This window comes from Pedobacter zeae (genome assembly GCF_014196715.1).
Classification (GTDB): domain Bacteria; phylum Bacteroidota; class Bacteroidia; order Sphingobacteriales; family Sphingobacteriaceae; genus Pedobacter; species Pedobacter zeae.
On the sequence record NZ_JACIEF010000003.1, the window covers coordinates 1,197,583 to 1,219,064 of the forward strand.

The window sequence follows — 21,482 nt, forward strand, 5'->3', positions numbered from 1 at the left end:
TTTAAACTATCGTCATTGCGGTAGGAACGGCGAGGCAATCTTTGATAACATGTTATGAAACTAAAACAACTGATCTGTGTTCCTTTTGTACTGCTTTTTTTTCTAATGGCCTGCCAAAACCACGATTACAGCCCGAAGCCCAGGGCTTATTTCAGGATTGTATTCCCTGAAAAACATTATACTTCGTTTTCAAGGCCCGTTCCCTTTGCTTTTAAATATCCCACTTATGCAGCAATAGAGCAGGATAAAAGCCGCGATGCCCAAAAAAACTGGTACAATTTACATTTTAAGCAGTTTAATGGCTTTTTACATTTAACTTATTATGATGTATCGGGCAAAGGCGAATATGATGAAATGGTAGAAGATGCGCGGAAACTTGCTTTTAAACATACCATAAAAGCCAGTGCCATCGATCAGAGGATTATCCACTATCCTGAGCACAAGGTTTATGGTATTTATTATGCCATAGAGGGAAATACCGCATCATCTGTACAGTTTTTTTTAACCGATAGTACGAAACATTATTTTAGGGGAGCATTATATTTTAATGAGCGGCCACAATACGATTCGATAGCACCCGTTGTTAAATTTATTAAACAGGATATCGATACCCTGATTGCCACTTTTAAGTGGAAAAATTAAATCCTTCTGGTGGTTTATCAGATTTTTTCTAAAAACGTATGATTACAGTAAAAACCTTCACCTTTAATGCATATAGCGAAAACACTTACCTCCTGTATGATGAAACCAAAGCGTGTGTCATTATAGATCCGGGCATGTATGAGGGGTATGAGCAAAACGAACTGGCAGCCTTTATTAAACAGGAAAACCTTAAACCCGTTTTATTATTAAATACCCATTGCCACCTCGACCATGTGTTTGGAAATAAATTTATTTTTGATACTTATGGCTTAAAACCACAATTTCATGAAGGCGAATTATCGATTTTAAATGCAGTTCCGGGTTATGCGCCATCAATGGGTTTTACCCGGTATGAGATTTCTCCGCAACCGGATACTTTTTTACCAGAAAGCGGAACAATATCATTTGGTAATAGCACGTTAAGCCTGATCTTTGCCCCTGGCCACTCGCCCGCACATTTATGCTTTTACAATGCTGCCGATCATATTTTAATAGGTGGCGATGTGCTTTTTTATGGCAGCATAGGCCGTACCGATCTTCCCGGTGGTAACCATCAGCAATTAATTCAAAACATTTCTGATAAGCTTTTTGTATTACCAGATGAAACCAGGGTTTATCCTGGCCACGGACCGGCCACAAGCATTGGTTTTGAAAAACAACATAACCCGTTTTTTTGATGTAAAATGTAAGATGCAGAAAGGTTTTTTACCCATCTTCCATCTTACCGCATCCATTTTACATTTTAACTATCTTTACCGCTGTGAATACATCGTTTTATATTGCCAAAAGGTATCTTTTTGCTAAAAAATCTACCAATGCCATTAACCTGATATCGGGAATATCGATGATCGGTGTAATGGTTGGTAGCGCAGCATTGATTATTATCCTGTCGGTATTTAACGGTTTAGAAACAGTGGTACTCAACATGTTCGATACCATTACCCCGCAAATTGCCATTACACCAGCTAAAGGGAAAACTTTTGATCCAAACACGCCTTATTTTAATGCGCTCAGAAAAAACAAAGCGGTTGCCACTTTTACCGAGGTGCTGCAGGAAAACGCTTTGCTAAAATACAACAATAAGCAAGCTGTCGGAATGGTTAAGGGGGTAAGTTCAGATTATCTGAAAAACACCAGGTTGGATAGTACCATTAAAGAAGGCCACTTTCTGTTGCATAACAGGAGCGGCGATAATGCGGTAATTGGTTCTGCCTTACAAAGTTATTTAGCCGTTAATGTTGTTGATCCCTTTACCGAATTGGAAATCTATTCGCCAAAGAAAGATATTGCTGTGAATACCTTAAATCCTGCCGACGATTTCGTGATGAAGAACATCCGGGTAAGCGGTGTTTTTGAAGTGCAGCAGGATTTTGATAATGGCATCATTGTACCGATAGGATTTGCCCGTGAACTTTTGGGCGAAGAAAGAAATGTGTCTTCAATAGAGATCAATCTGCAGCCAAAAGTGGATGTTGATGAATTTCAAAAAGAGGTGATCGAAAAGGCCGGAAAGGATTATGAAGTCAGGAATCAGGCTGAGCAGAATAAATCGCTCTACCATATTTTAAATACCGAAAAATGGGCGGTTTATATTATTCTTACTTTTATCCTGATTATTGCTATATTTAATATCATAGGGTCGTTAACCATGTTAGTAATAGATAAGGTAAAGGATGTTGCCATTCTGAGCAGTTTGGGTGCAGGGAAAACATTAATCAAACGTATATTTTTATTTGAGGGCATGATGATTACCATGTCTGGTTGTGTGCTTGGTTTAATTATTGGTCTTATATTTTATTATTTTCAGCACACTTACGGTCTTATTAAGATGGGCGATGAAGTAAACAAAACCCTTGTAAGTTCTTATCCAATTGGATTAAAGTGGAAAGATTTCGTTTTAGTTTTTGTTACCGTAGGTATCTTCTCATTTTTGGCATCCGCTTTGTCATCCAGTTTAAGTGTTAAAAAGATAGATCAAATTAATCAAACTATATAAAATGAAGTTATTTAAACAGGCAATTGTATTTGTTGTGCTCCTTGGCGTAGCTGCTACAGCTTGTAATAGAAAAGATAAGGCCGAGGGAGAAAAAAGTAACCTGATAAAGGTTAAAGGTTTGTATAGTTTTGGTCCTGAAATGAAATCTTTTACCTTGTGCGAGGATAACCGGGAATATTGGGTTACAGACAGTGTGAAGAACCTGGAGCTTTCTTACAACAATCTGGGTTTTGAGAAGCCATACGAACCGGTATATGTAGAATTGGAAGGTTATTTTACCAAATCGGATACGGCTGTTTCTTCTGATTTCGATTCAACCTTAGTGGTGATGAAAGTGCTTAAGATCAGTAAAGAAATCCCTGATGGGCCTTGTGCACAGTAATTAAAAAAATTGAATAAGCTCCAAATGCCCTGGCTCATCTCTATATGAGCCATTCCTCTGTATTTTAATTGGTCTGCCTATTTGATGTTTCACCGGCCAAAGCAAGCATAATTAAGCATGAACAATAGCTTAAGTAAATTATTGTTGCCAACACACAGCTAATTTATTTATACGCTTAGTAGCGCAGTAACCATGTCTTATCGGTTACGGTAGCCTGCTTTTTACTCCAAATCCTCTCCCGATGAAAAATCGGGATTGCGGGCTTTATGCATCAATCAGGGCTATTTTTGAACGGTCTTTGCTCCTATTACAGGTTTGCCTTTGCAAGCGCCTTTATTCCTGTTTATGCTGACTTAAACGGCGCATTTCAACTATTATCCTTTTAAGCTCCGGTAGCTCGGCGATGGTTTGATACCTGCCGGTATACAAATACAAAAGGCTCACCACTTTCGTTGCGAGCCTTTTGCTTATTCTTGAATTTAATTTTTTTACCAGAAAATGGAGTAAAGTGCAACTAAGATTCCACATACTAAAAGCGATCCAACGGCAAACGAAGGATGAACTTTAAACATGCTTGCATCTACCTCTAAACCATTAGATTTATCGCCTTTGCTATTTTCGAACAGACTAATGGCAACCATTACGATAATACAGATTACAAATACAAAGCCCATTCGATCTAAGAAAGGTATTTCGTAAATTCCATCTGCATTGGCTACCGAGAATCCGAAATCGTGAAGGAAAGACAAATCCATCATGCCCGGTAAGAATTTCAACAATACTGATAAACCAAACCCTCCAATAGTAGCAAACAGGGCTGCATTCGAAGTGGTCTTTTTCCAGAAGAATCCCAATATGAACATGGCAAAAATACCCGGGCTTACAAAACCGGTATACTCCTGTATAAATTCGAAACCACCTTTTTTGTCGATACCGAGGAAAGGTGAAATGGCGATTGCGATAATCATGGCCACAATTACCACCCAGCGTCCGGTTCTTACCAATTTTTTCTCACTGGCTTCCAAATTGATGTGTTTCTTGAAAATATCTAAAGTAAAAATAGTAGAAATACTATTGATTTTGCCGGCTAATGAGGCCACAATTGCTGCGGTTAAAGCGGCAAAAGATAAACCTTTTAATCCCGTAGGCAAGATATTTAATAAAGTGGGGTATGCCCTATCCGGACGAAGTTCTCCGCCAGGCATCATTGAATTTACATCAATACCCGTGTTTTCCTTATACAACATATATACGGCGATACCCGGTAAAACCACAATTAGTGGCATCAGAAGCTTTAAGAAGGCCGCAAATAAAATACCCGCCCTGGCCGTTTTTAGATCAGCTCCTAAAGCACGCTGGGTAATGTACTGGTTACAGCCCCAATAGTTTAGGTTTACAATCCACATCCCCCCTAGCAGTACCGTCATACCCGGTAATGAAGCATAATTGGCACTGTCTTTCTTAAATATCATATGGAAATGATCCGGTGCTTTTTCCCTCAAGAACGATAAACCATCCAATACGCCGTGGCCACCAAAATGATCGCTTACCAAATTAAGTGCTAAATACGTAGTTGCTAAACCGCCAAAAATTAAAAACGCTACCTGGATTACATCCGTGTAACCGATTACTTTCATACCGCCTAATGCAATAATTACAGCAAAAATGGCAAGGCCCATCATACAGTACCAAAAGCCGATACCCGAAATACTGCTTACCGCTAAAGCACCCAGGTATAAGATGGAGGTTAAGTTTACCACAACGTACAGTAACAACCAGAATACCGCCATAATCATGGCTACGGTACCATTGTAACGTTGACTTAGAAATTGTGGCATGGTGTAAATCTTGTTTTTAAGATATACCGGAATAAAAAAGGTAGCAACAATTACCAATGTTGCAGCAGCCATCCATTCATAGGTGGAAATAGCTAATCCCATTTTAAATCCATCGCCACTCATGGCTACAAATTGCTCGGCACTAATGTTCGAGGCAATTAAGGAAGTACCGATCGCCCACCAGGTGAGTGAACCTTCTGCAAGAAAATAATCCTTGCTGCTCATCTGCTTTTGCTTCTTACGTTGGTAAATCCAAAAACCATAAATTGCTACAATCGCAAAGTAGGCGAGAAAAATAATGTAATCTGTGATTTTCATTTAAGATAAGTTATTTGGTTTAGAGGGCTAAATGTAGTAAAATCATTATTTAATCTTCAAATTTTTTTGTTATAAAATGTTAAATTGACATTTATTATTTTGCAACCTAATCTTTTAGCCTGCAATTAGATGTACCTGTTAATTAAATTTTCCAGATATTCTTGCTTTCCACTGCGTACCTCTGGTTCGCCATTTTCTGCAGCGTAATTCCTCAAGTCTTCTAAACTAAGTTTACCCTGTTCAAATTCAGCACCCTTTCCGTTATCAAATGAAGCATAACGGTCGGCCCTTATTTTTTTGTAATCAGATTTTTGGAGAATGGCATCCGCAGTGATCAATGCCCTGGCAAAAATATCCATACCACCGATATGTGCATAGAATAAGTCTTTCGGATCGGTTGAGTTACGGCGGATTTTTGCATCGAAGTTTACACCTCCACCCTGTAAACCACCACCTTCTAAAATAATCAGCATGGTTTCCGTTAATTCGTTAATGTCGTTCGGGAATTGATCGGTATCCCAGCCATTTTGATAATCGCCACGGTTTGCATCGATAGAACCCAATAAACCGTTATCTACGGCCACCTGTAATTCGTGCTGGAAAGTATGGCCGGCCAGGGTGGCATGGTTAACTTCTAAATTTAATTTAAAGTCGGCCAACAGATCGTATTGTTGTAAAAAGCCTTTTACTGTAGCTGCATCGTAATCGTATTGATGTTTAGAAGGCTCGCATGGTTTTGGCTCGATAAAAAATGTTCCTTTAAAGCCCTGCTTGCGTGCATAATCTTTAGCGGCATGTAAGAATTTTGCCAAATGCTCCTGCTCACGTTTCATGTTGGTGTTCAACAAGCTCATATAGCCTTCTCTTCCTCCCCAAAAAACATAATTTTCCCCACCGAGGGCAATTGTAGCATCTAAAGCGGCTTTAACCTGTGCAGCCCCATGTGCCAGTACATGAAAATCCGGATTGGTTGCTGCCCCGTTCATGTAGCGCTTGTGGCTGAATAAATTTGCGGTTCCCCAGAGTAATTTTACACCACTTTCTGCCTGTTTTTGCTTGGCATACTCAACCAATGCCTGTAACCTGCGTTCATTTTCGACAACATCGTCGCTATAATCTACTACATCCACATCATGGAAACAGTAATATGGAATCTGCATTTTAGTGATAAATTCAAATGCTGCATCCATTTTATCTTTTGCTCTTTCTACTGCATCTTTTTTTTCATCCCAAGGAAAAATATGCGTTGCACCTCCAAACGGATCGGCACCGTTGCCATTAAATGAATGCCAGTAAGCGCAGGCAAACTTAAAATGTTCCTTCATGGTTTTACCCGCTACTACCTTGTTGGCATCATACCATCTAAATGCTAATGGATTATGGCTTTCCAGACCTTCAAACTTGATCTGATCAATGCCTTTGAAAAATTCCGTTGCTCCTGTTACTACTTTTGTCATGTTTTTTGTTTTTTGGTTGGGGTTGATGGCTCATGGCCTATAGTTTATTAATCCATGGTCTTTGGCTGATAACTTATAACCAACTGATCTAGGAACTATTAAACCGTGAGCCATAAACCAAATTTATCTTGCTAATTGTTTTTCTAATATTGCTTTCCAATCCTGGTAGATGGCTTCATAACCAGCTGAATGTTGGGGTGTTAAAGTGTTAATTACATTGTGTTTGCTAAAAGCTTCTTCGGTAGTTTTAAAAATTCCGGCACCTATACCCGCACCTAAGGCTGCACCTACACTACCGTCGTTTTCATAAAGTTCAACCGGAATGCCTGTAACATCTACAAAAGTTTGAGCAAATAGATCACTTAAAAAAAGGTTGGCCCTTCCGGCCCGGATTACTTTAGGCTGCATGCCGTTTTCGCGCATAATATCCAATCCATAACGGAAAGAAAAAGCAATTCCTTCCTGTACAGCCCTGAAGATATCGGATTGATTGTGGAGGTTTAAATCAATACCCAAAAACTCCGCACCCGTATATTGGTTGTTTAACATCCGCTCTGCACCATTTCCGAAAGGAAGTACCTTTAAACCGTTACTGCCTATCGGTGCTTTTGATGCGAGGATATTCAGATCAGCATAGGTAGCCTGGGATGCAAAATTATGTTTGGCCCAACGGTACATGCTACCGGTACCATTAATACAAAGTAAAACTCCGGTATGCTTTGTTTCCTCCGAATAGGTTACATGCGCAAAGGTATTTACTCTCGATTGTTGGTCGTAGGTAAGCTCATCACTCACGCCGTAAATTACGCCCGATGTTCCGGCCGTTGCTGCAACTTCACCGGGTTTTAGTACATTTAAGGAAAGTGCATTGTTCGGCTGATCGCCCGCTTTATAAGCAACAGGAATGCCGGTTGCTAAACCCAGGGAGCCGGCAATATCGGCAGTTAAATAGCCATGTTCCGAAAACAGCGGTTTCACAGTTGGGATGAGGTCGTTCGAAATGCCATAATAATTCATCACATCTTCAGAAATTTCGTGATTTTGAAAATCCCAAAAAATGCCTTCCGATAACGCAGAAATGCTGGTTGTAATTTCTCCCGTTAATTTCATGGCAATGAAATCGCCCGGCAGCATGATTTTATCGATGCGGTTGTAAATCTCCGGTTCATTTGTTTTTACCCAGGCCAGTTTTGAGGCTGTGAAATTCCCGGGGGAATTTAGCAGGTGTTTTAACGATTTTTCATGACCGATTGCCTCGAAAGCACCATTGCCCAATTCAACTGCTCTGCTGTCGCACCAAATAATGCTGTCGCGGAGCACCTCTTTGTTTTTATCTACAACAACCAATCCGTGCATTTGATAAGCAATACCAATGGCTTTAATTTCTTTAGGATCAAACAGGCCGGTTGAATTTAATTTTAAAATGGCCTGTTGAACATTTTGCCACCAATCATTGGGTGATTGTTCTGCCCAGCCCGATTGTACAGATTTGATCGCCGTTTCCTCTTCAGGGTATTGAGCTGTGGCTACATTTTTTTGCGTAGCAATTTCAACAACTGCAACTTTTATAGATGAGGTTCCTAAATCAATTCCTAATAAGTACATGCTTTTAAGTTATTTTATATTTGGTTATGCAAACGGTTGCATAAAGATAGGTGTAAAAATATAAAACGCAAATTTTTTACAAAATCTCTTTGATTTTTATGCAACCGTTTGAATTGAATTGTATTTTATCTTATTTTAAACTACCAGCGAATAATTTATATTTTTGCCGGTAATACATTAATTGTTTATGGAACAGATTACCTGGAGTGATTTCGAAAAGGTTGAATTAAGAGTGGGTACTATTTTAGAGGCTTTCGAATTTCCTGAAGCCCGGAAACCAGCCTATAAGGTAAAGGTGGATTTTGGTGAATTTGGCATTAAAATGAGCAGTGCACAGATTACGAAACATTATACATTGGAAGAATTACCCGGAAAACAGATCATAGGGGTGATTAACTTTCCTAAAAAGCAGATCGGCAAATTTATGTCCGAATTTTTAGTAACCGGCTTTGCCGATGAAAACGGCGATATTGTGTTAGCAGCTGTACAAAGCAAGGTGCCGAACGGAAGTAAGTTGATTTAGTAAGCATATTTCTCATTTTCCCCCCCCCCAGATTTAAAGATAAGACACGCAGATCGACGCAGATTTAAGCAAATTAAAATGTTAAATTCTGCAGCTTTCATCAGCGCCGATCTGCGGGAAAATAGCCCTGATTGAAGTGGAAAGCACGCAAGCGAGGAACGAGTGCGGACTTGGAATGGAAAGCAGGACCGCAGTAACCGATGAGCACTCGTGTTGCACTCTAAAACCTAAACAAAATTTATCCTTTAACTTGTAAGGGCTTGCCTTTCTGCCGCCCTTTCAAACTTACGGGGTCTTTCCGCATTATACCTTATATTTGCCCAATGAGTTTTTACAATTTCGAAAATACCGATCCGGGGGAAGAAGACCTTCATTACATGAAATTAGCTTTGGAAGAAGCCAAGAAAGCTTTGGCCGAAGATGAAATTCCGATAGGCGCCATCGTGGTCAGTAAAAACAGGATTATTGGTCGCGGTTATAACTTAACCGAACGCTTTAATGATGTTACTGCGCATGCCGAAATGCAGGCTTTTACTTCTGCTGCGCAAACCATCGGAGCAAAATATTTACGGGATTGTACCCTTTACGTAACCATAGAGCCTTGTGTAATGTGCGCCGGTGCAAGTTACTGGACACAGATCGGCCGGATCGTTTACGGCGCCCGCGAAGAGAAAAGAGGTTTTATTTCTAAAAATGCAAATCTGCTCCATCCTAAAACGGTGTTAAAAGGTGGCGTAATGGCAGAGGAGTGTGGAGCACTGATGAAAGGTTTCTTTGCAAAGAAAAGATGAGTTAATGGTTATAGTTCACAGGCGAGCAGGCTATTTTACTATCGTCCATTAACTATTGACTAAATTGTAATCTTCATAAAAAACGGCTTGATTTACCGCCCTGAACCTTCCAACTTTTTAACCCTTTCAGCTTTCCAACATTAACCCGGAAAACGATTTGATGATAATAACATGAACAAATCTTAACGTTCTAATGTTATATTTGCTACAAGAAACATTTTTAAATCTTAAAACATAAATATTATGGCTTTTGAATTACCTGCGTTACACTACGCAACCGATGCATTAGAACCGCATATCGACAAAACTACGATGGAAATCCATCACGATAAACATCACCAGGCTTACGTTACCAACTTAAACAAGGCGTTAGAAGGTAAACCAGAAGCAAGTTCAAGCATCGAGGAAATTGTAAAAAACATTTCAAAATTCCCTGCTGCTGTTAGAAATAATGGTGGTGGTCACTATAACCACTCTTTATTCTGGAACATTTTAGGTCCAAACAAAGGAGGCGAGCCAACCGGCGATTTAGCCAAGGCAATTAACGAAACTTTTGGTTCGTTTGCCGATCTTAAAACCAAATTACAAGAAGCAGGTGCTACCCGTTTCGGTTCTGGTTGGGCTTGGCTATCGGTTGGTGCTGATAAAAAACTTCAGGTTTCTTCTACTCCAAATCAAGATAACCCCTTAATGGACATTGCAGAAGTAAAGGGAACACCAATTTTAGGTATCGATGTTTGGGAGCACGCCTATTATTTAAAATATCAAAATAAACGTCCGGATTACTTAGCCGCAATCTGGAACGTGATTAACTGGGATGCCGTTGCTGAGCTTTACAAAAAAGCATTGTAATTAAAACCCGATAAAATTTTAGGAAGTCCTGGTGTAAACCGGGACTTTCTTGTTTTAAGATATTTAAGTAACTTCGCATACATTAAATAGTTAACATGAAAAGGCTTGTAATTTTATTGGTATTCCTGGTTGGTATAAACGGTTTGGTGCGTGCGCAACAGAATAAAATGCCTACACCTTCAGAAATTGCACAGAAGAATGTGGAAGATCTGGATAAGCGATTAAAACTGAATGGCACGCAAAAAAGTGTGATATATAGTTTTACCTACAACCAGGCTAAAGAACAAGCCGAATTAATTAAAAGGCAACAGGCAGGTAATTCGAAAGAAGAAGATGTAGATAAATTCTATAAACTGCAGAACGAAACCACTAAAAATATCCGTAACGTTTTAAGGCCTGAGCAACAACTTGAGTACGATAAAGTTATCGAGGAACGTTTAAGCGGAAAAAGCCCTAAAAACAAGAAAAAGAAAAAAGGCGAAGAGGAAGAAGTACAGAGCGATATTAAAGGGTTACTGTCTGCGCCTCCGGTAGAAAAACAAAATCCATAATGGCTTAAGTCGTCCTTCAATAAAAGCAGATGCCTGAAATTATCCTCGGTGTGGTTGTACTAGGGCTATTATTGTCACCCCAGTTACTGGCTGGTTTTTTAGCCAAAAGAACCGGGCGTAAATTCTGGTTCTGGTTTTTGATTTCCTTTTTAATCCCCATTATTTCGCTGATCATCCTGATCTTTTTGGAAGATAAAAATCCTGCTGCAAAAAGCTATAAGCTGGCAGATCATGTGGATAGAGACAAAGGATTAGTTCCAAGGGTGAAATAAATCCATTGTAGAAAATCTTCCTGATAAAAGGGGGCGTTGCTTCTTGCAATGAAGACCACCATTAAAACTTATGGTTTATCCCATCGTTTAGTCTACTGAAATTTGCAACGCAACCTAAATCCCAACCACATCTTTTTTCTTTTTTTGCCTCATGGCTTTGGGGATAATCTCCAAAATCTCGTCTTTTAGCGCATTGAGCATTCTTTTCTTGATGAAGTTTTTATGGGTTACCAGGCTGATTTCGCGTACAGGTTCAGGAGATTTAAAATGCCTGATTTTAGTGGTCTGCTTAGCATTTAATTCAGCGATCGCTAACTCAGGGAGTAAGGTTGCGCCTCCGTTTAAATCGACCATTCGCACTAAAGTTTCTACACTGCCGGTATTGTATTCTAAACCCGGTAAGCGGTTGTTTTTTGTAGACCGGCAAATGTTTAATACCTGATTGCGCATGCAATGCCCTTCGTTTAAAAGCCAGATGTTTTCATTGTTGAGGTCTTCGGCATCAACTGCTTTCTTTTTATAAAGCTTGCTGTTTTTGCTAATGTAGCTTACAAAGTTCTCGTAGTATAATGGCGTTTCGGTAATATTCGGATCGGTTAAGGGTGTAGCCAGAATTCCGCAATCCAATACACCGGTTTTTAAATGATGGATGATGTCTTCAGTAGTATATTCCCAGATTAAAAGTTTCAGTTCAGGATATTTCTCCAGCATAGACGAAATTACCTCCGGTAATAAATAAGGTGCAACCGTTGGGATTACACCTATTCTGAGTTCTCCCAAAATATCCTGCTGCTGGCTGCTGATCAGTTCTTTTATTTTTCCGCTTTCCTGTAAAATAATTCTGGCCTGGGCAATAATCTGTGCGCCAATTTCGGTGGGGCTTACAGGTTGTTTACTCCTATCGAAAATTTTAACATTGATTAATTCTTCAAGCTTCTGTATCTGCATACTCAAGGTAGGTTGGGTTACAAAACACTTGTCGGCAGCGGTGACAAAACTTCTGTAGGTATCAACAGCAACGATATATTCTAGCTGAACTAGGGTCATATAGGTAAAACTTATTTATTAAAACAAATATATAAATTTTACCTATATAAAATTATTAAAGGAGAGGATGAAGCCGTAATTAAAATCTTCAATCACCCTCTCATTCATTGCTTTCTCAATACCGGCTTTCAAAATCCTGGTATGCCATTGCAATACCTTCGGGTAATTCAATTTTATGTTTCCAGCCTAATTGATGAAGTTTGCTAACATCCATTAATTTACGTGGCGTTCCATCGGGTTTGCTGGTATCAAATATCAATTCGCCTTTAAAACCCAGTACATCTTTAATTAATAAAGCGAGATCTTTAATCGTTAAATCGTGTCCGGTACCAATGTTGATCAGGTGCGGTTCGTTATAGTGCTGCATCAGGAAATAACAGGCATCGGCCAGGTCATCAGCAAATAAAAATTCGCGCATAGGTGAGCCGGATCCCCAAACCACGACTTCTTTTTCGTTGTTTGCTTTTGCTTCATGTACCTTACGGATCAAAGCTGGCAAAACATGTGAGTTTTGGGGATGGTAGTTATCATTAAAGCCGTATAAATTGGTTGGCATTACCGAGATAAAATTACAACCATACTGATCGCGGTAAGCGTCGCACATTTTAATACCTGCAATTTTTGCAATGGCATAAGGCTCGTTGGTATGCTCTAAAGTTCCCGTTAAAAGGTAATCTTCTTTTAAGGGCTGTGGTGCCATTTTAGGATAAATGCAGCTTGAGCCGAGAAACATCAGTTTTTTAACCTTATTTACATAAGCATTATGGATAACGTTATTCTGGATCGCTAAATTCTCGTAAAGAAAATCGGCTCTGTACGTATTGTTTGCTACAATGCCACCAACTTTTGCTGCTGCAAGAAAAACATAATCCGGTTTTTCTTGTGCAAAGAAATCGGTAACTGCCTGCTGGTTGCGGAGATCCAGTTCATCTGAAGTTTTGGTAATAATATTTTTGTAACCTTCTTTTTGCAGTTTACGGTAAATGGCCGAACCTACCATACCACGATGGCCTGCTACATATATCTTAGCTTCTTTTTCCACAGTAAATTTTTATAGGCAACAAAAATACGATTCTTAAACAAGATTGACATTAATCTTTCGGACAAAAGAAACATGGGTTATTGATTTAATTGTATTTTTGCAGAAAAAACTTTTGGGTAAAGATAAACTTAGGCGTTTTGCAGAAATCGAAACATTTGCAAACGTATATCAATTAGATGCTGGAAAAGCCTTAAAAGGCAATTGGGCTTCAGCACATTTTAAAAATGAAAATCCAATCGTGCTCGAACTGGCATGTGGAAAAGGTGAATATTCGGTAAATCTGGCCAGGTTGTTCCCTGACAAAAATTTTATAGGGGTCGATTATAAGGGCAACCGCATCTGGCGTGGTGCTAAAACCGCTATTGAAGAGCAAATAGACAATGTTGCGTTTTTAAGGATTCAGATCGAAAATATCCTTGATTATTTTAATGAAGGAGAAATTGACGAAATCTGGATTACCTTTCCTGATCCTCAACCACAGGATAGCCGTGAGAAAAAACGGTTAACTTTTCCTGCATTTTTGAACCGGTATAAAATGGTTTTAAAACCCGGAGGGAAGGTTAATTTAAAAACAGATAACGACCAGTTATACGCTTATACCTGCGAAAAAGTTGCAGAATTAAGTTTGCTGGTGCATAAGAACACCGATCATTTATACACTTCTGATCTGGTTGACGATGTGCTGTCAATTAAAACCTATTACGAGAAGAAATACCTATTACACGATAAAAATATTAACTATATTCAGTTTTCTTTTGAATAATGGATACCAACTTTTACGAACAGGTTTATGAGATTGCCCGCTTAATTCCGAAAGGCAGGGTAACCTCGTATGGGGCAATTGCCAAAAGTTTGGGGGCAGCCAAATCATCGCGAATGGTTGGTCATGCCATGCTTTATGCGGGTACTGCCCACCCCAAGGTACCTGCTCACCGTGTAGTAAACAGTAGCGGCCTCCTTACCGGAAAATTTCATTTTAAACCACCTGAACTAATGGAAGAGCTGTTAAGACAGGAAGGAGTTGAAGTTAAGAATGATAAAGTGGTCAATTTTAAAATGGTATTCTGGAACCCATTGGAAGAAATTACAATATAATGGGTAAACTTCGTTTATAATCAGTAAGGGTAAAAATAATCAAAATCAATAAGCCTGAGCAAGCGTAGAAAATTTCGTCGACTAAATTCCCTTTAAACAGCGTAAATGCTAAAATAACAAGTATAATGCTGACGAAAAATTCGATAAGGCCGTGCAGCTTAAGAGGAATGATTTTAAAAATTCCCCCGCTAAAATTAGTGCTTATCGTTAATATAAAATGAATGATACCCAGCGCGTAAGCCAGTGTTGCAGCGGTTTTAGAAAGGCCAAAAAGATCAGGCGAAGCCAATAAAAGCATGACGAGCAGGTAATCTAAAACGGCATGAAATTTTGGAGATATCATTTTCATAATCAAATGTTTATAATTCTAACAAATAACAGTTAAAAAAGATTTAAAATATGGGAAAGCTTGTAGAAGAATTTAATGGCTATCGCGAAAAAATGAACAATAGGATTATGGAAACGGCAAATACAAACATCAAACGTTTTTTTGCTTTAGATACCACCTCCTATGCTGATGGCGCCCTCGATGTTAAAACCAAAGAAATGCTGGGCCTGGTGGCCTCAATGGTTTTGCGTTGTGATGACTGTATCAAATATCATTTGGGCAAATGTTTCGACGCGGGGGTAAATAACGACGAAATGAACGAAATCTTTATGGTCGCCAATCTTGTGGGCGGTAGCATTGTAATTCCACACTATAGAAGAGCTGTTGAGTATTGGGATGAACTAAGTTCTGAGTTCGGAGTTTAGTGTTGTTATTAACGCATACGTCATGCTGAATTTATTTCAGCATCTTTTTGAAAATTAACTTGCAATAAAGACCCTGAAATAAATTCAGGGTGACGGTCGCCATTGGAGATTTTCATTGAGCTGTTTACAAATATTGAAGCAAACCTAACTTAAAATAACCACTGCAAAATTCGCATAATATGACTCAAGACTCTGGACTTAATACTAAGGACTCAAAAATACGCTGTTCCTGGGCCACTTCCGATCCGCTCTACATTAAATACCACGATGAGGAATGGGGGAAGCCCGTTTATGACGATAAAATACTGTTCGAGTTTTTGATACTGGAAGGTGCGCAGGCGGGTTTGAGCTGGATTACCATTCTCCGCAGGCGCGAAAATTACCGTAAGGCTTTTGCCGGTTTTGACGTGCAAAAAGTTGCTGCTTTTACCGATGAAGATGTAGAAAGGTTAATGAACGACGAAGGTATTATCCGCAACCGCTTAAAGATAAATGGCGCTATTATTAATGCCAGGTTGTTTATCGGGATCCAAAAGGAGTTTGGTAGTTTTTCCAAATATATGTGGAGTTTTGTTCCAGGCGGCAAGCCGATACAAAATCAGATCAAGAAAATGTCTGATGTCCCGCCAAGGACTGAACTGTCTGACCAAATCAGTAAAGACATGAAAAAGCGAGGGTTTAAATTTTTTGGCACCACCATCTGTTATGCACACATGCAGGCAACCGGAATGGTTAATGATCACCTGTTAACCTGCTGTGCAAGGTAACCAGGCGTTTAGATTGTTTTTTCCTAAATGATCCTTTAATCCCCTTTATTTCTTAGTTGCGTTATATTCTTTTACCCATTCCACCACATCACGGCTGTCAAACTCCGTTCCCATTTCTATTTTGGCTTTCAGATCTGCTTGATCGCCCATTTTCTGCAACAGGATATTTTTAACCGCCAGCTTTTTGGAATCTTCGGTAATGGCTTTCATAGGAAGTTCCTGTAACGGGCCAGCTCCTGGTTTTTCGATAAAGTAGCGCACAACAGGTGCTCCTGCCGGTTTTTCAGGTACAGAATTTTGTCCACCGCCAATACTGATACCGCCGCCCATACCCATGCCGCCAAAACCACCTGTTCCTGTTCCAATACCAATTGATGGCCTGAATTTTACCTTTTTCTCTTTCACTGGTGGAATCAGAGTTCCTCCGCCAAAAGAGTAAAGATTAACCGTTCCCATTTCGATTACCTTAACAAAACGGTATTCGAAATTGCGTCCGTTTGCAAAACCCTTGCTCACAAAGCTGTTCCCGTTCCAAAAGAAATTTTTCACTTCTTTAGCAGGTAAAATTAGGTCCGCTTCATCATTGGCGCTAATGAAAACCGAAAAATAATCGGTGCCTTTTATGGTTCCGCGTATCACATCATCATTGTTTTTAACAATAAAATCCTGCGCAAAAATGGCAGATGCCGATGCAAAAATCAGTAATAACAGGGCTATGACTTTTTTCATGTTTATCAGATTTTAAAAACAACGCAATTTAACAGGTTTTAAGATACAGTTCATAAAATTTAATGTTATAGTTCTATAGATTATTAACTTTGATTAATTTATCGGTGATTTCACCTGCAAAAGGTGTAATCATTTAATCAGTGAAATCATAATATGAAAAAACTCTTTCTTCTAGACGGTATGGCGCTCATGTACAGGGCGCATTTTGCATTAAGTAAAAATCCGCGTTTTACCTCAACAGGCATCAATACATCGGCAGTAATGGGCTTTACCAATACCCTGCTTGATGTGCTGAAGAAAGAGAAACCGACGCATATCGCAGTTGTTTTCGATACAGAAGCACCAACTGAAAGGCATACGACCTTTGAGGCTTATAAGGCTCAACGCCAGGCCATGCCCGAAGATCTGGCGGCTGCAATGCCTTATGTAATTAAACTGATTACCGGTTTCAACATCCCCGTGATTACTTCTGATGGGTATGAAGCCGATGATATTATTGGTACACTGGCCAAAAAAGCCGAGGCCAAAGGTTATCAGGTGTATTGTATGACTCCCGATAAGGATTTTGCGCAGTTGGTTTCAGAAAATATCTTCATTTACAAACCTGCCCGTATGGGTAACGATATGGAAATATTGGGCGTAAAAGAGGTATTGGCCAAATGGGAGATTGAAAATGTATTACAGGTAATCGATATTTTAGGCCTTTGGGGCGATGCTGTTGATAACATTCCGGGTATCCCGGGTATTGGCGAGAAAACAGCAAAAGCCCTGATTAAACAGTATGGTTCGATAGAGAATATTATTGCCAACTCACATGAATTAAAAGGCAAGCAGCGCGAAAACGTAGAAAACTTTGCAGAACAGGGATTGATCTCTAAAAAACTGGCAACTATTTTACTGGATGTTCCCGTTGAACTGGATGAAGCAAACCTGGAACTTTGCGACCCCAACCGCGACTTACTGGAGCCTTTATTCACAGAACTGGAGTTCAGAACTTTAGGGCGCAGGGTATTTGGCGATGAATTTTCAGTTACTACGGCACGTTTTCAGGAAGGGACCCAAACCGATCTGTTCGGCAACCAGCCTGGTGAGACCATTCAATATACCAATACGCTTGAAGAAGAACCGGCGGAGAAACTTCCATCCAAAAACATCGGAAATACCGAACACGATTATCAATTGGTTGATACCGCTGAAAAACGTGCAGATTTAATCAAGCTTTTGCTGGCCGAAAAACGGATCTCGTTTGATACCGAAACCACAGGTACTGATGCTAACATGGCCGATTTGGTAGGTTTATCTTTCTCGATAAAACCAGGCACAGGTTATTATATCCCGGTTCCTGCAGAAAGAGAGGAAGCACAGTTAATTGTTGATGAGTTTAGAGCGGTATTGGAAAATGAGGGCATAGAGAAAATTGGTCAGAACACCAAATACGATATCCTGGTTTTAAAGTGGTATGGAGTCGAAGTAAAAGGAAAACTTTTCGATACTATGCTGGCCCACTACCTGATTGATCCCGATACCCGCCATGGTATGGATGTATTGTCAGAAAATTACCTGGGTTATTCGCCCATCTCGATTACTAAGCTGATCGGTGCAAAAGGCAAAAACCAAGGTACCATGCGTGATGTTCCGGTTACCGAAGTGGTAGATTATGCCGCTGAAGATGCCGATGTAACCTTACAGCTGGCTCACATTTTTGAACCAAAATTAAAAGAGGTAAATGCCGCCAAACTGGCCGAAGAAATTGAAAATCCTTTGGTATATGTATTGGCAGATATAGAAAAGGAAGGTGTACGTATTGATATTGAAACCTTAAAGTCTTATTCCAAAGAGCTCGAAACCGAAATCGTCAAATTCGAACAGAATGTTTACGATAAGGCCGGGGTTAAATTTAACCTGGCCTCGCCAAAGCAGCTCGGCGAGGTGTTGTTTGATAGACTTCAGCTTGATCCCAAGGCCAAAAAAACCAAAACAGGCCAGTATCAGACCGGGGAAGATGTTTTAACGGCCTTAGCAAGCAAAAGTGACATTGTACAGGATATTTTAGATTTCCGCCAGTTACAGAAGCTTAAATCAACTTATGTTGATGCTTTACCACTAATGGTTAATCCTAAAACGGGCAGGGTACACACCTCTTATAACCAGGCCGTGGCGGCTACGGGCAGGTTGAGCTCTAATAACCCAAATTTACAGAATATCCCGATCCGGACCGAGCGGGGAAGGGAGGTACGTAAAGCCTTTATTGCAAGAGATGAAAACCATATCCTGTTATCGGCCGATTATTCGCAGATTGAATTACGCATCATCGCCGAAATCAGCAAAGAAGAAAATATGCTCGATGCTTTTAGCAAAGGGATCGATATCCATACGGCTACAGCAGCTAAAGTATATGGAGTAAGTATTGAAGAGGTTGATGCTACGCAGCGTAGAAATGCAAAAGCAGTTAATTTTGGCATTATTTACGGCCAATCGGCTTTTGGTTTGTCGCAGAATTTAGGTATTCCGCGTAAAGAAGCTGCCGAAATTATTGAACAATATTTCATCCAGTATCCTGGCATTAAACGTTACATGAGCGATACCATGAACTTTGCCCGCGAAAATGGTTTTGTAGAAACCATAATGGGCAGACGCCGCTATTTAAGGGACATTAATTCAGCCAACCAGACTGTAAGGGGATTTGCGGAACGAAATGCCATTAACGCGCCGATACAAGGCTCTGCAGCGGATATGATCAAAATCGCCATGATCAATATTCATAAAGAGATGAAAGCACAAAATTTGCAATCAACCATGACCATGCAGGTTCATGACGAGTTGGTGTTTGATGTAGTTCGTGCCGAAAAAGAGGTAATGAAAGCCATTATCCAGGATAAAATGGCCAATGCCATTAAATTAACCGTGCCTATTGTAGTAGAAATCGGAGAGGGAGATAACTGGCTGGCGGCGCATTAAGATGAAGGCATTAGTGTAATCCTGTTAACTTTACCATAACCAATATTTTAATAAAATAAAAAATATTGGTTATCTTCATTAAAACTTCATTCCGATTCATCAATTTTATATCAACAAATAAACGAGTAAAACAAAAATCGAAAAAACATGAAAAAGTTATTGAGTTTAATCGCAATCGCAGCATTTGGTTTAACAACAGCATTTGCTCAAACACCAGCAGCAACTACTCCGGCTAAGGCTAAAACCGTTGCTAAAAAAGAAGTAAAAACTACAACTGCCCCTGTAAAAGCAGGTGTAAAACAAGAGGCCAAAAAAGTAGAAACTAAAACCACTACTACAGCTGCTAAAGTAAAAGCAGATGGTACTCCGGATATGCGTTTTAAAGAAAACAAAGCAAAAGCAGTAACTAAAGTGGCTGGTCCAACCAAAAAAGACGGTACAGCTGATATGCGCTATAAAGTAAACAAAGAAGCTGCTAAAAAGAATTAGGTTCAGGTTTATAATTTGAAGGGTCTCTAATGAAAAATTAGAGGCCCTTTTTTGTTTTTAATGATACCTGTCTGAACGACACATTAGGCGGATCCGAAGAGATATCGTCATCTCGACTGAAGTGCAGCGGAACGGAGAGATCTATCTGGACAGATTTAGCTTCGCTGAGCACTTCGTGGTTCTCGACTACGTTGCGCTTCGCTCGAAATGACGGTTCGTCGAGACTATAAACTTATTGTCTCGCCGATTTCCGGCAATAACAAGGTTTTCTTTTCACGATCAAATTTATCCACAGCCGCCTTGGTATCAATCTCAATTACAGGGAAGGTATTATAATGTACGCCTATCACCTTATCGCAATCGAAATATTTTGTTGCAATTAAGGCATCATCTACATCCATGGTATAATTTCCACCGATAGGCAAAATGGCATAATCCAGGTTGTATATCTCAGCTAAAACCTTCATTTCGATGGTTAGGCCTGTATCACCTGCGAAGTAAATCTGCTTGCCATCAACTTCTAACACAAAACCTGCTGGATTACCACCATAACTTCCATCAGGTAAACCCGACGAATGTGTGGCGGGTACCATACGTACTGTTCCCCAATCGAAAGTAAATTTACCGAAATTCATTCCATGTACTTTTTCTACGCCTTGTTTTGATACCCAATCGGTAATCTCTGGCATGGCAATAACAGTTGCCTGGGTTTGTTTAGCCAATGCAACCAGATCGGCTACATGGTCGCCATGTCCGTGGCTTACCAAAATATAATCAGCTTCGATCGCCTTAATATCCACATTTTTAGCTAATGGATTGTGTGATATAAACGGGTCGAATAATAATTTTTTGCCGGCAGCTTCAATCAGGAAACAAGACTGGCCATAATAGGTGTATTTCATAATAATAGTATCAAAGATTTGAATAACAGGCAGCAAGATCTGAGTATTGCATATTAAGACTGATTGTTGAAAGTATAAACAGTTAAGTCTTCTAATGGTTTTTATTGGCCGAACATGCCACCTAAACCACCTAGCATATCCTGGGCAGAAGCCTGCATTTCGGCTGCACTAACTTGCTCGGCACTTGCCATCGCTTTGTTAATTGCGGTTAATAACAGCTCTTCCAGTTCTTCTTTATCAGCATTTTTTAAAAACTCGTCATCAATGGCAACTGCGGTAATGGCCTTATTTGCCGTTGCAGTAATTTTAATTGCTCCATTTTCTACTTCGCCATATACCGATATCGTATCGAGGCGTTTTTTAATTTCTTCGGCTTTTTGTTGAGCCGCAAATAATTTATCGAACATAATCTTTTTGTTTTATAATAAAACTAAATACGGCCTGATAGCATGTTGGCCTCATCTAGAAAGCGT

At 39.7% G+C, this 21,482-nt stretch carries 24 protein-coding genes; 15 read left to right on the forward strand and 9 right to left on the reverse strand.

Annotated features, from left to right (window positions below):
• The first annotated feature begins 54 nt into the window (after nucleotides 1-54).
• From gldD to GGQ60_RS18175, 4 genes are all read left to right on the forward strand, one after another.
• Nucleotides 55-642: a gliding motility lipoprotein GldD gene (gene gldD, locus GGQ60_RS18160; protein ID WP_183766991.1), complete on the forward strand. Its 588-nt coding sequence runs from the start codon at nucleotides 55-57 to the stop codon at nucleotides 640-642.
• 38 nt (nucleotides 643-680) lie between these two features.
• On the forward strand, nucleotides 681-1,319 hold the full coding sequence (locus GGQ60_RS18165; protein WP_183766992.1) for an MBL fold metallo-hydrolase: 639 nt from the start codon (nucleotides 681-683) through the stop codon (nucleotides 1,317-1,319).
• 83 nt (nucleotides 1,320-1,402) lie between these two features.
• The gene (locus GGQ60_RS18170) at nucleotides 1,403-2,638 is read left to right on the forward strand and encodes an ABC transporter permease (protein ID WP_183766993.1); all 1,236 of its coding nucleotides are present in this window, start codon (nucleotides 1,403-1,405) and stop codon (nucleotides 2,636-2,638) included.
• Nucleotide 2,639: 1 nt separating this feature from the next.
• Nucleotides 2,640-3,020 (forward strand): hypothetical protein, encoded by a 381-nt coding sequence (locus GGQ60_RS18175; RefSeq protein WP_183766994.1) that lies wholly within the window; start codon nucleotides 2,640-2,642, stop codon nucleotides 3,018-3,020.
• 488 nt (nucleotides 3,021-3,508) lie between these two features.
• Here the strand turns inward: GGQ60_RS18175 and GGQ60_RS18180 are convergent, their stop codons facing one another.
• From GGQ60_RS18180 to GGQ60_RS18190, 3 genes are all read right to left on the reverse strand, one after another.
• A complete protein-coding gene (locus GGQ60_RS18180) occupies nucleotides 3,509-5,176 on the reverse strand; it encodes a sodium/sugar symporter (RefSeq protein ID WP_183766995.1) in 1,668 nt (555 codons plus the stop codon).
• Between the two features lie 125 nt (nucleotides 5,177-5,301).
• The gene (gene xylA, locus GGQ60_RS18185) at nucleotides 5,302-6,633 is read right to left on the reverse strand and encodes a xylose isomerase (RefSeq protein ID WP_183766996.1); all 1,332 of its coding nucleotides are present in this window, start codon (nucleotides 6,631-6,633) and stop codon (nucleotides 5,302-5,304) included.
• 123 nt (nucleotides 6,634-6,756) lie between these two features.
• The gene (locus GGQ60_RS18190) at nucleotides 6,757-8,238 is read right to left on the reverse strand and encodes a xylulokinase (RefSeq protein ID WP_183766998.1); all 1,482 of its coding nucleotides are present in this window, start codon (nucleotides 8,236-8,238) and stop codon (nucleotides 6,757-6,759) included.
• A 187-nt stretch (nucleotides 8,239-8,425) separates the two neighbouring features.
• Between GGQ60_RS18190 and GGQ60_RS18195 the strand changes: the two genes are divergently transcribed.
• From GGQ60_RS18195 to GGQ60_RS18215, 5 genes are all read left to right on the forward strand, one after another.
• A complete protein-coding gene (locus GGQ60_RS18195; protein WP_183767000.1) occupies nucleotides 8,426-8,761 on the forward strand; it encodes a tRNA-binding protein in 336 nt (111 codons plus the stop codon).
• Nucleotides 8,762-9,084: 323 nt separating this feature from the next.
• Entirely contained in the window at nucleotides 9,085-9,552 is a 468-nt protein-coding gene (locus tag GGQ60_RS18200) for a nucleoside deaminase (RefSeq protein ID WP_183767002.1), read from the forward strand.
• A gap of 243 nt (nucleotides 9,553-9,795) precedes the next feature.
• Nucleotides 9,796-10,404, forward strand: a complete 609-nt coding sequence (locus GGQ60_RS18205) for a superoxide dismutase (protein ID WP_221235991.1) — start codon at nucleotides 9,796-9,798, stop codon at nucleotides 10,402-10,404.
• 95 nt (nucleotides 10,405-10,499) lie between these two features.
• On the forward strand, nucleotides 10,500-10,955 hold the full coding sequence (locus tag GGQ60_RS18210) for a hypothetical protein (RefSeq protein ID WP_183767004.1): 456 nt from the start codon (nucleotides 10,500-10,502) through the stop codon (nucleotides 10,953-10,955).
• A gap of 29 nt (nucleotides 10,956-10,984) precedes the next feature.
• A complete protein-coding gene (locus tag GGQ60_RS18215; RefSeq protein WP_183767006.1) occupies nucleotides 10,985-11,227 on the forward strand; it encodes a hypothetical protein in 243 nt (80 codons plus the stop codon).
• A 114-nt stretch (nucleotides 11,228-11,341) separates the two neighbouring features.
• On the opposite strand, the gene GGQ60_RS18220 is transcribed toward GGQ60_RS18215, so the two are convergent.
• Both GGQ60_RS18220 and fcl read right to left on the reverse strand, forming a co-directional pair.
• Nucleotides 11,342-12,274 (reverse strand): hydrogen peroxide-inducible genes activator, encoded by a 933-nt coding sequence (locus GGQ60_RS18220; RefSeq protein ID WP_183767008.1) that lies wholly within the window; start codon nucleotides 12,272-12,274, stop codon nucleotides 11,342-11,344.
• 115 nt (nucleotides 12,275-12,389) lie between these two features.
• The gene (gene fcl / locus GGQ60_RS18225) at nucleotides 12,390-13,316 is read right to left on the reverse strand and encodes a GDP-L-fucose synthase (RefSeq protein WP_183767010.1); all 927 of its coding nucleotides are present in this window, start codon (nucleotides 13,314-13,316) and stop codon (nucleotides 12,390-12,392) included.
• A 112-nt stretch (nucleotides 13,317-13,428) separates the two neighbouring features.
• On the opposite strand from fcl, the gene trmB reads away from it, so the two are divergent.
• Both trmB and GGQ60_RS18235 read left to right on the forward strand, forming a co-directional pair.
• Nucleotides 13,429-14,079: a tRNA (guanosine(46)-N7)-methyltransferase TrmB gene (trmB, locus tag GGQ60_RS18230; RefSeq protein ID WP_183767248.1), complete on the forward strand. Its 651-nt coding sequence runs from the start codon at nucleotides 13,429-13,431 to the stop codon at nucleotides 14,077-14,079.
• The gene (locus GGQ60_RS18235; protein ID WP_183767012.1) at nucleotides 14,079-14,411 is read left to right on the forward strand and encodes an MGMT family protein; all 333 of its coding nucleotides are present in this window, start codon (nucleotides 14,079-14,081) and stop codon (nucleotides 14,409-14,411) included. Before trmB ends, GGQ60_RS18235 begins: the two co-directional genes overlap by 1 nt.
• Here the strand turns inward: GGQ60_RS18235 and GGQ60_RS18240 are convergent.
• Nucleotides 14,401-14,760: a hypothetical protein gene (locus GGQ60_RS18240; protein WP_183767013.1), complete on the reverse strand. Its 360-nt coding sequence runs from the start codon at nucleotides 14,758-14,760 to the stop codon at nucleotides 14,401-14,403. The genes GGQ60_RS18235 and GGQ60_RS18240 overlap by 11 nt on opposite strands.
• Before the next feature lie 50 nt (nucleotides 14,761-14,810).
• Between GGQ60_RS18240 and GGQ60_RS18245 the strand changes: the two genes are divergently transcribed.
• Nucleotides 14,811-15,164 (forward strand): carboxymuconolactone decarboxylase family protein, encoded by a 354-nt coding sequence (locus tag GGQ60_RS18245; RefSeq protein ID WP_183767014.1) that lies wholly within the window; start codon nucleotides 14,811-14,813, stop codon nucleotides 15,162-15,164.
• 179 nt (nucleotides 15,165-15,343) lie between these two features.
• Entirely contained in the window at nucleotides 15,344-15,931 is a 588-nt protein-coding gene (locus GGQ60_RS18250) for a DNA-3-methyladenine glycosylase I (protein WP_183767015.1), read from the forward strand.
• Nucleotides 15,932-15,976: 45 nt separating this feature from the next.
• On the opposite strand, the gene GGQ60_RS18255 is transcribed toward GGQ60_RS18250, so the two are convergent.
• On the reverse strand, nucleotides 15,977-16,660 hold the full coding sequence (locus GGQ60_RS18255; RefSeq protein ID WP_183767016.1) for a hypothetical protein: 684 nt from the start codon (nucleotides 16,658-16,660) through the stop codon (nucleotides 15,977-15,979).
• Between the two features lie 153 nt (nucleotides 16,661-16,813).
• Here GGQ60_RS18255 and polA point away from each other — a divergent pair, with 153 nt between their 5' ends.
• Together polA and GGQ60_RS18265 are read left to right on the forward strand one after the other, a co-directional pair.
• Nucleotides 16,814-19,618 carry a DNA polymerase I gene (gene polA / locus GGQ60_RS18260; protein ID WP_183767017.1) on the forward strand — a complete coding sequence of 935 codons (2,805 nt, stop codon included), beginning with the start codon at nucleotides 16,814-16,816 and terminating at the stop codon, nucleotides 19,616-19,618.
• A 147-nt stretch (nucleotides 19,619-19,765) separates the two neighbouring features.
• On the forward strand, nucleotides 19,766-20,107 hold the full coding sequence (locus GGQ60_RS18265; protein WP_183767018.1) for a hypothetical protein: 342 nt from the start codon (nucleotides 19,766-19,768) through the stop codon (nucleotides 20,105-20,107).
• 224 nt (nucleotides 20,108-20,331) lie between these two features.
• Here the strand turns inward: GGQ60_RS18265 and GGQ60_RS18270 are convergent, their stop codons facing one another.
• Together GGQ60_RS18270 and GGQ60_RS18275 are read right to left on the reverse strand one after the other, a co-directional pair.
• Complete coding sequence (locus GGQ60_RS18270; RefSeq protein ID WP_183767020.1) at nucleotides 20,332-21,009, reverse strand: metal-dependent hydrolase; 678 nt, start codon at nucleotides 21,007-21,009, stop codon at nucleotides 20,332-20,334.
• Between the two features lie 101 nt (nucleotides 21,010-21,110).
• Nucleotides 21,111-21,416, reverse strand: a complete 306-nt coding sequence (locus GGQ60_RS18275) for a YbaB/EbfC family nucleoid-associated protein (RefSeq protein WP_183767022.1) — start codon at nucleotides 21,414-21,416, stop codon at nucleotides 21,111-21,113.
• Nucleotides 21,417-21,482: the final 66 nt, after the last annotated feature.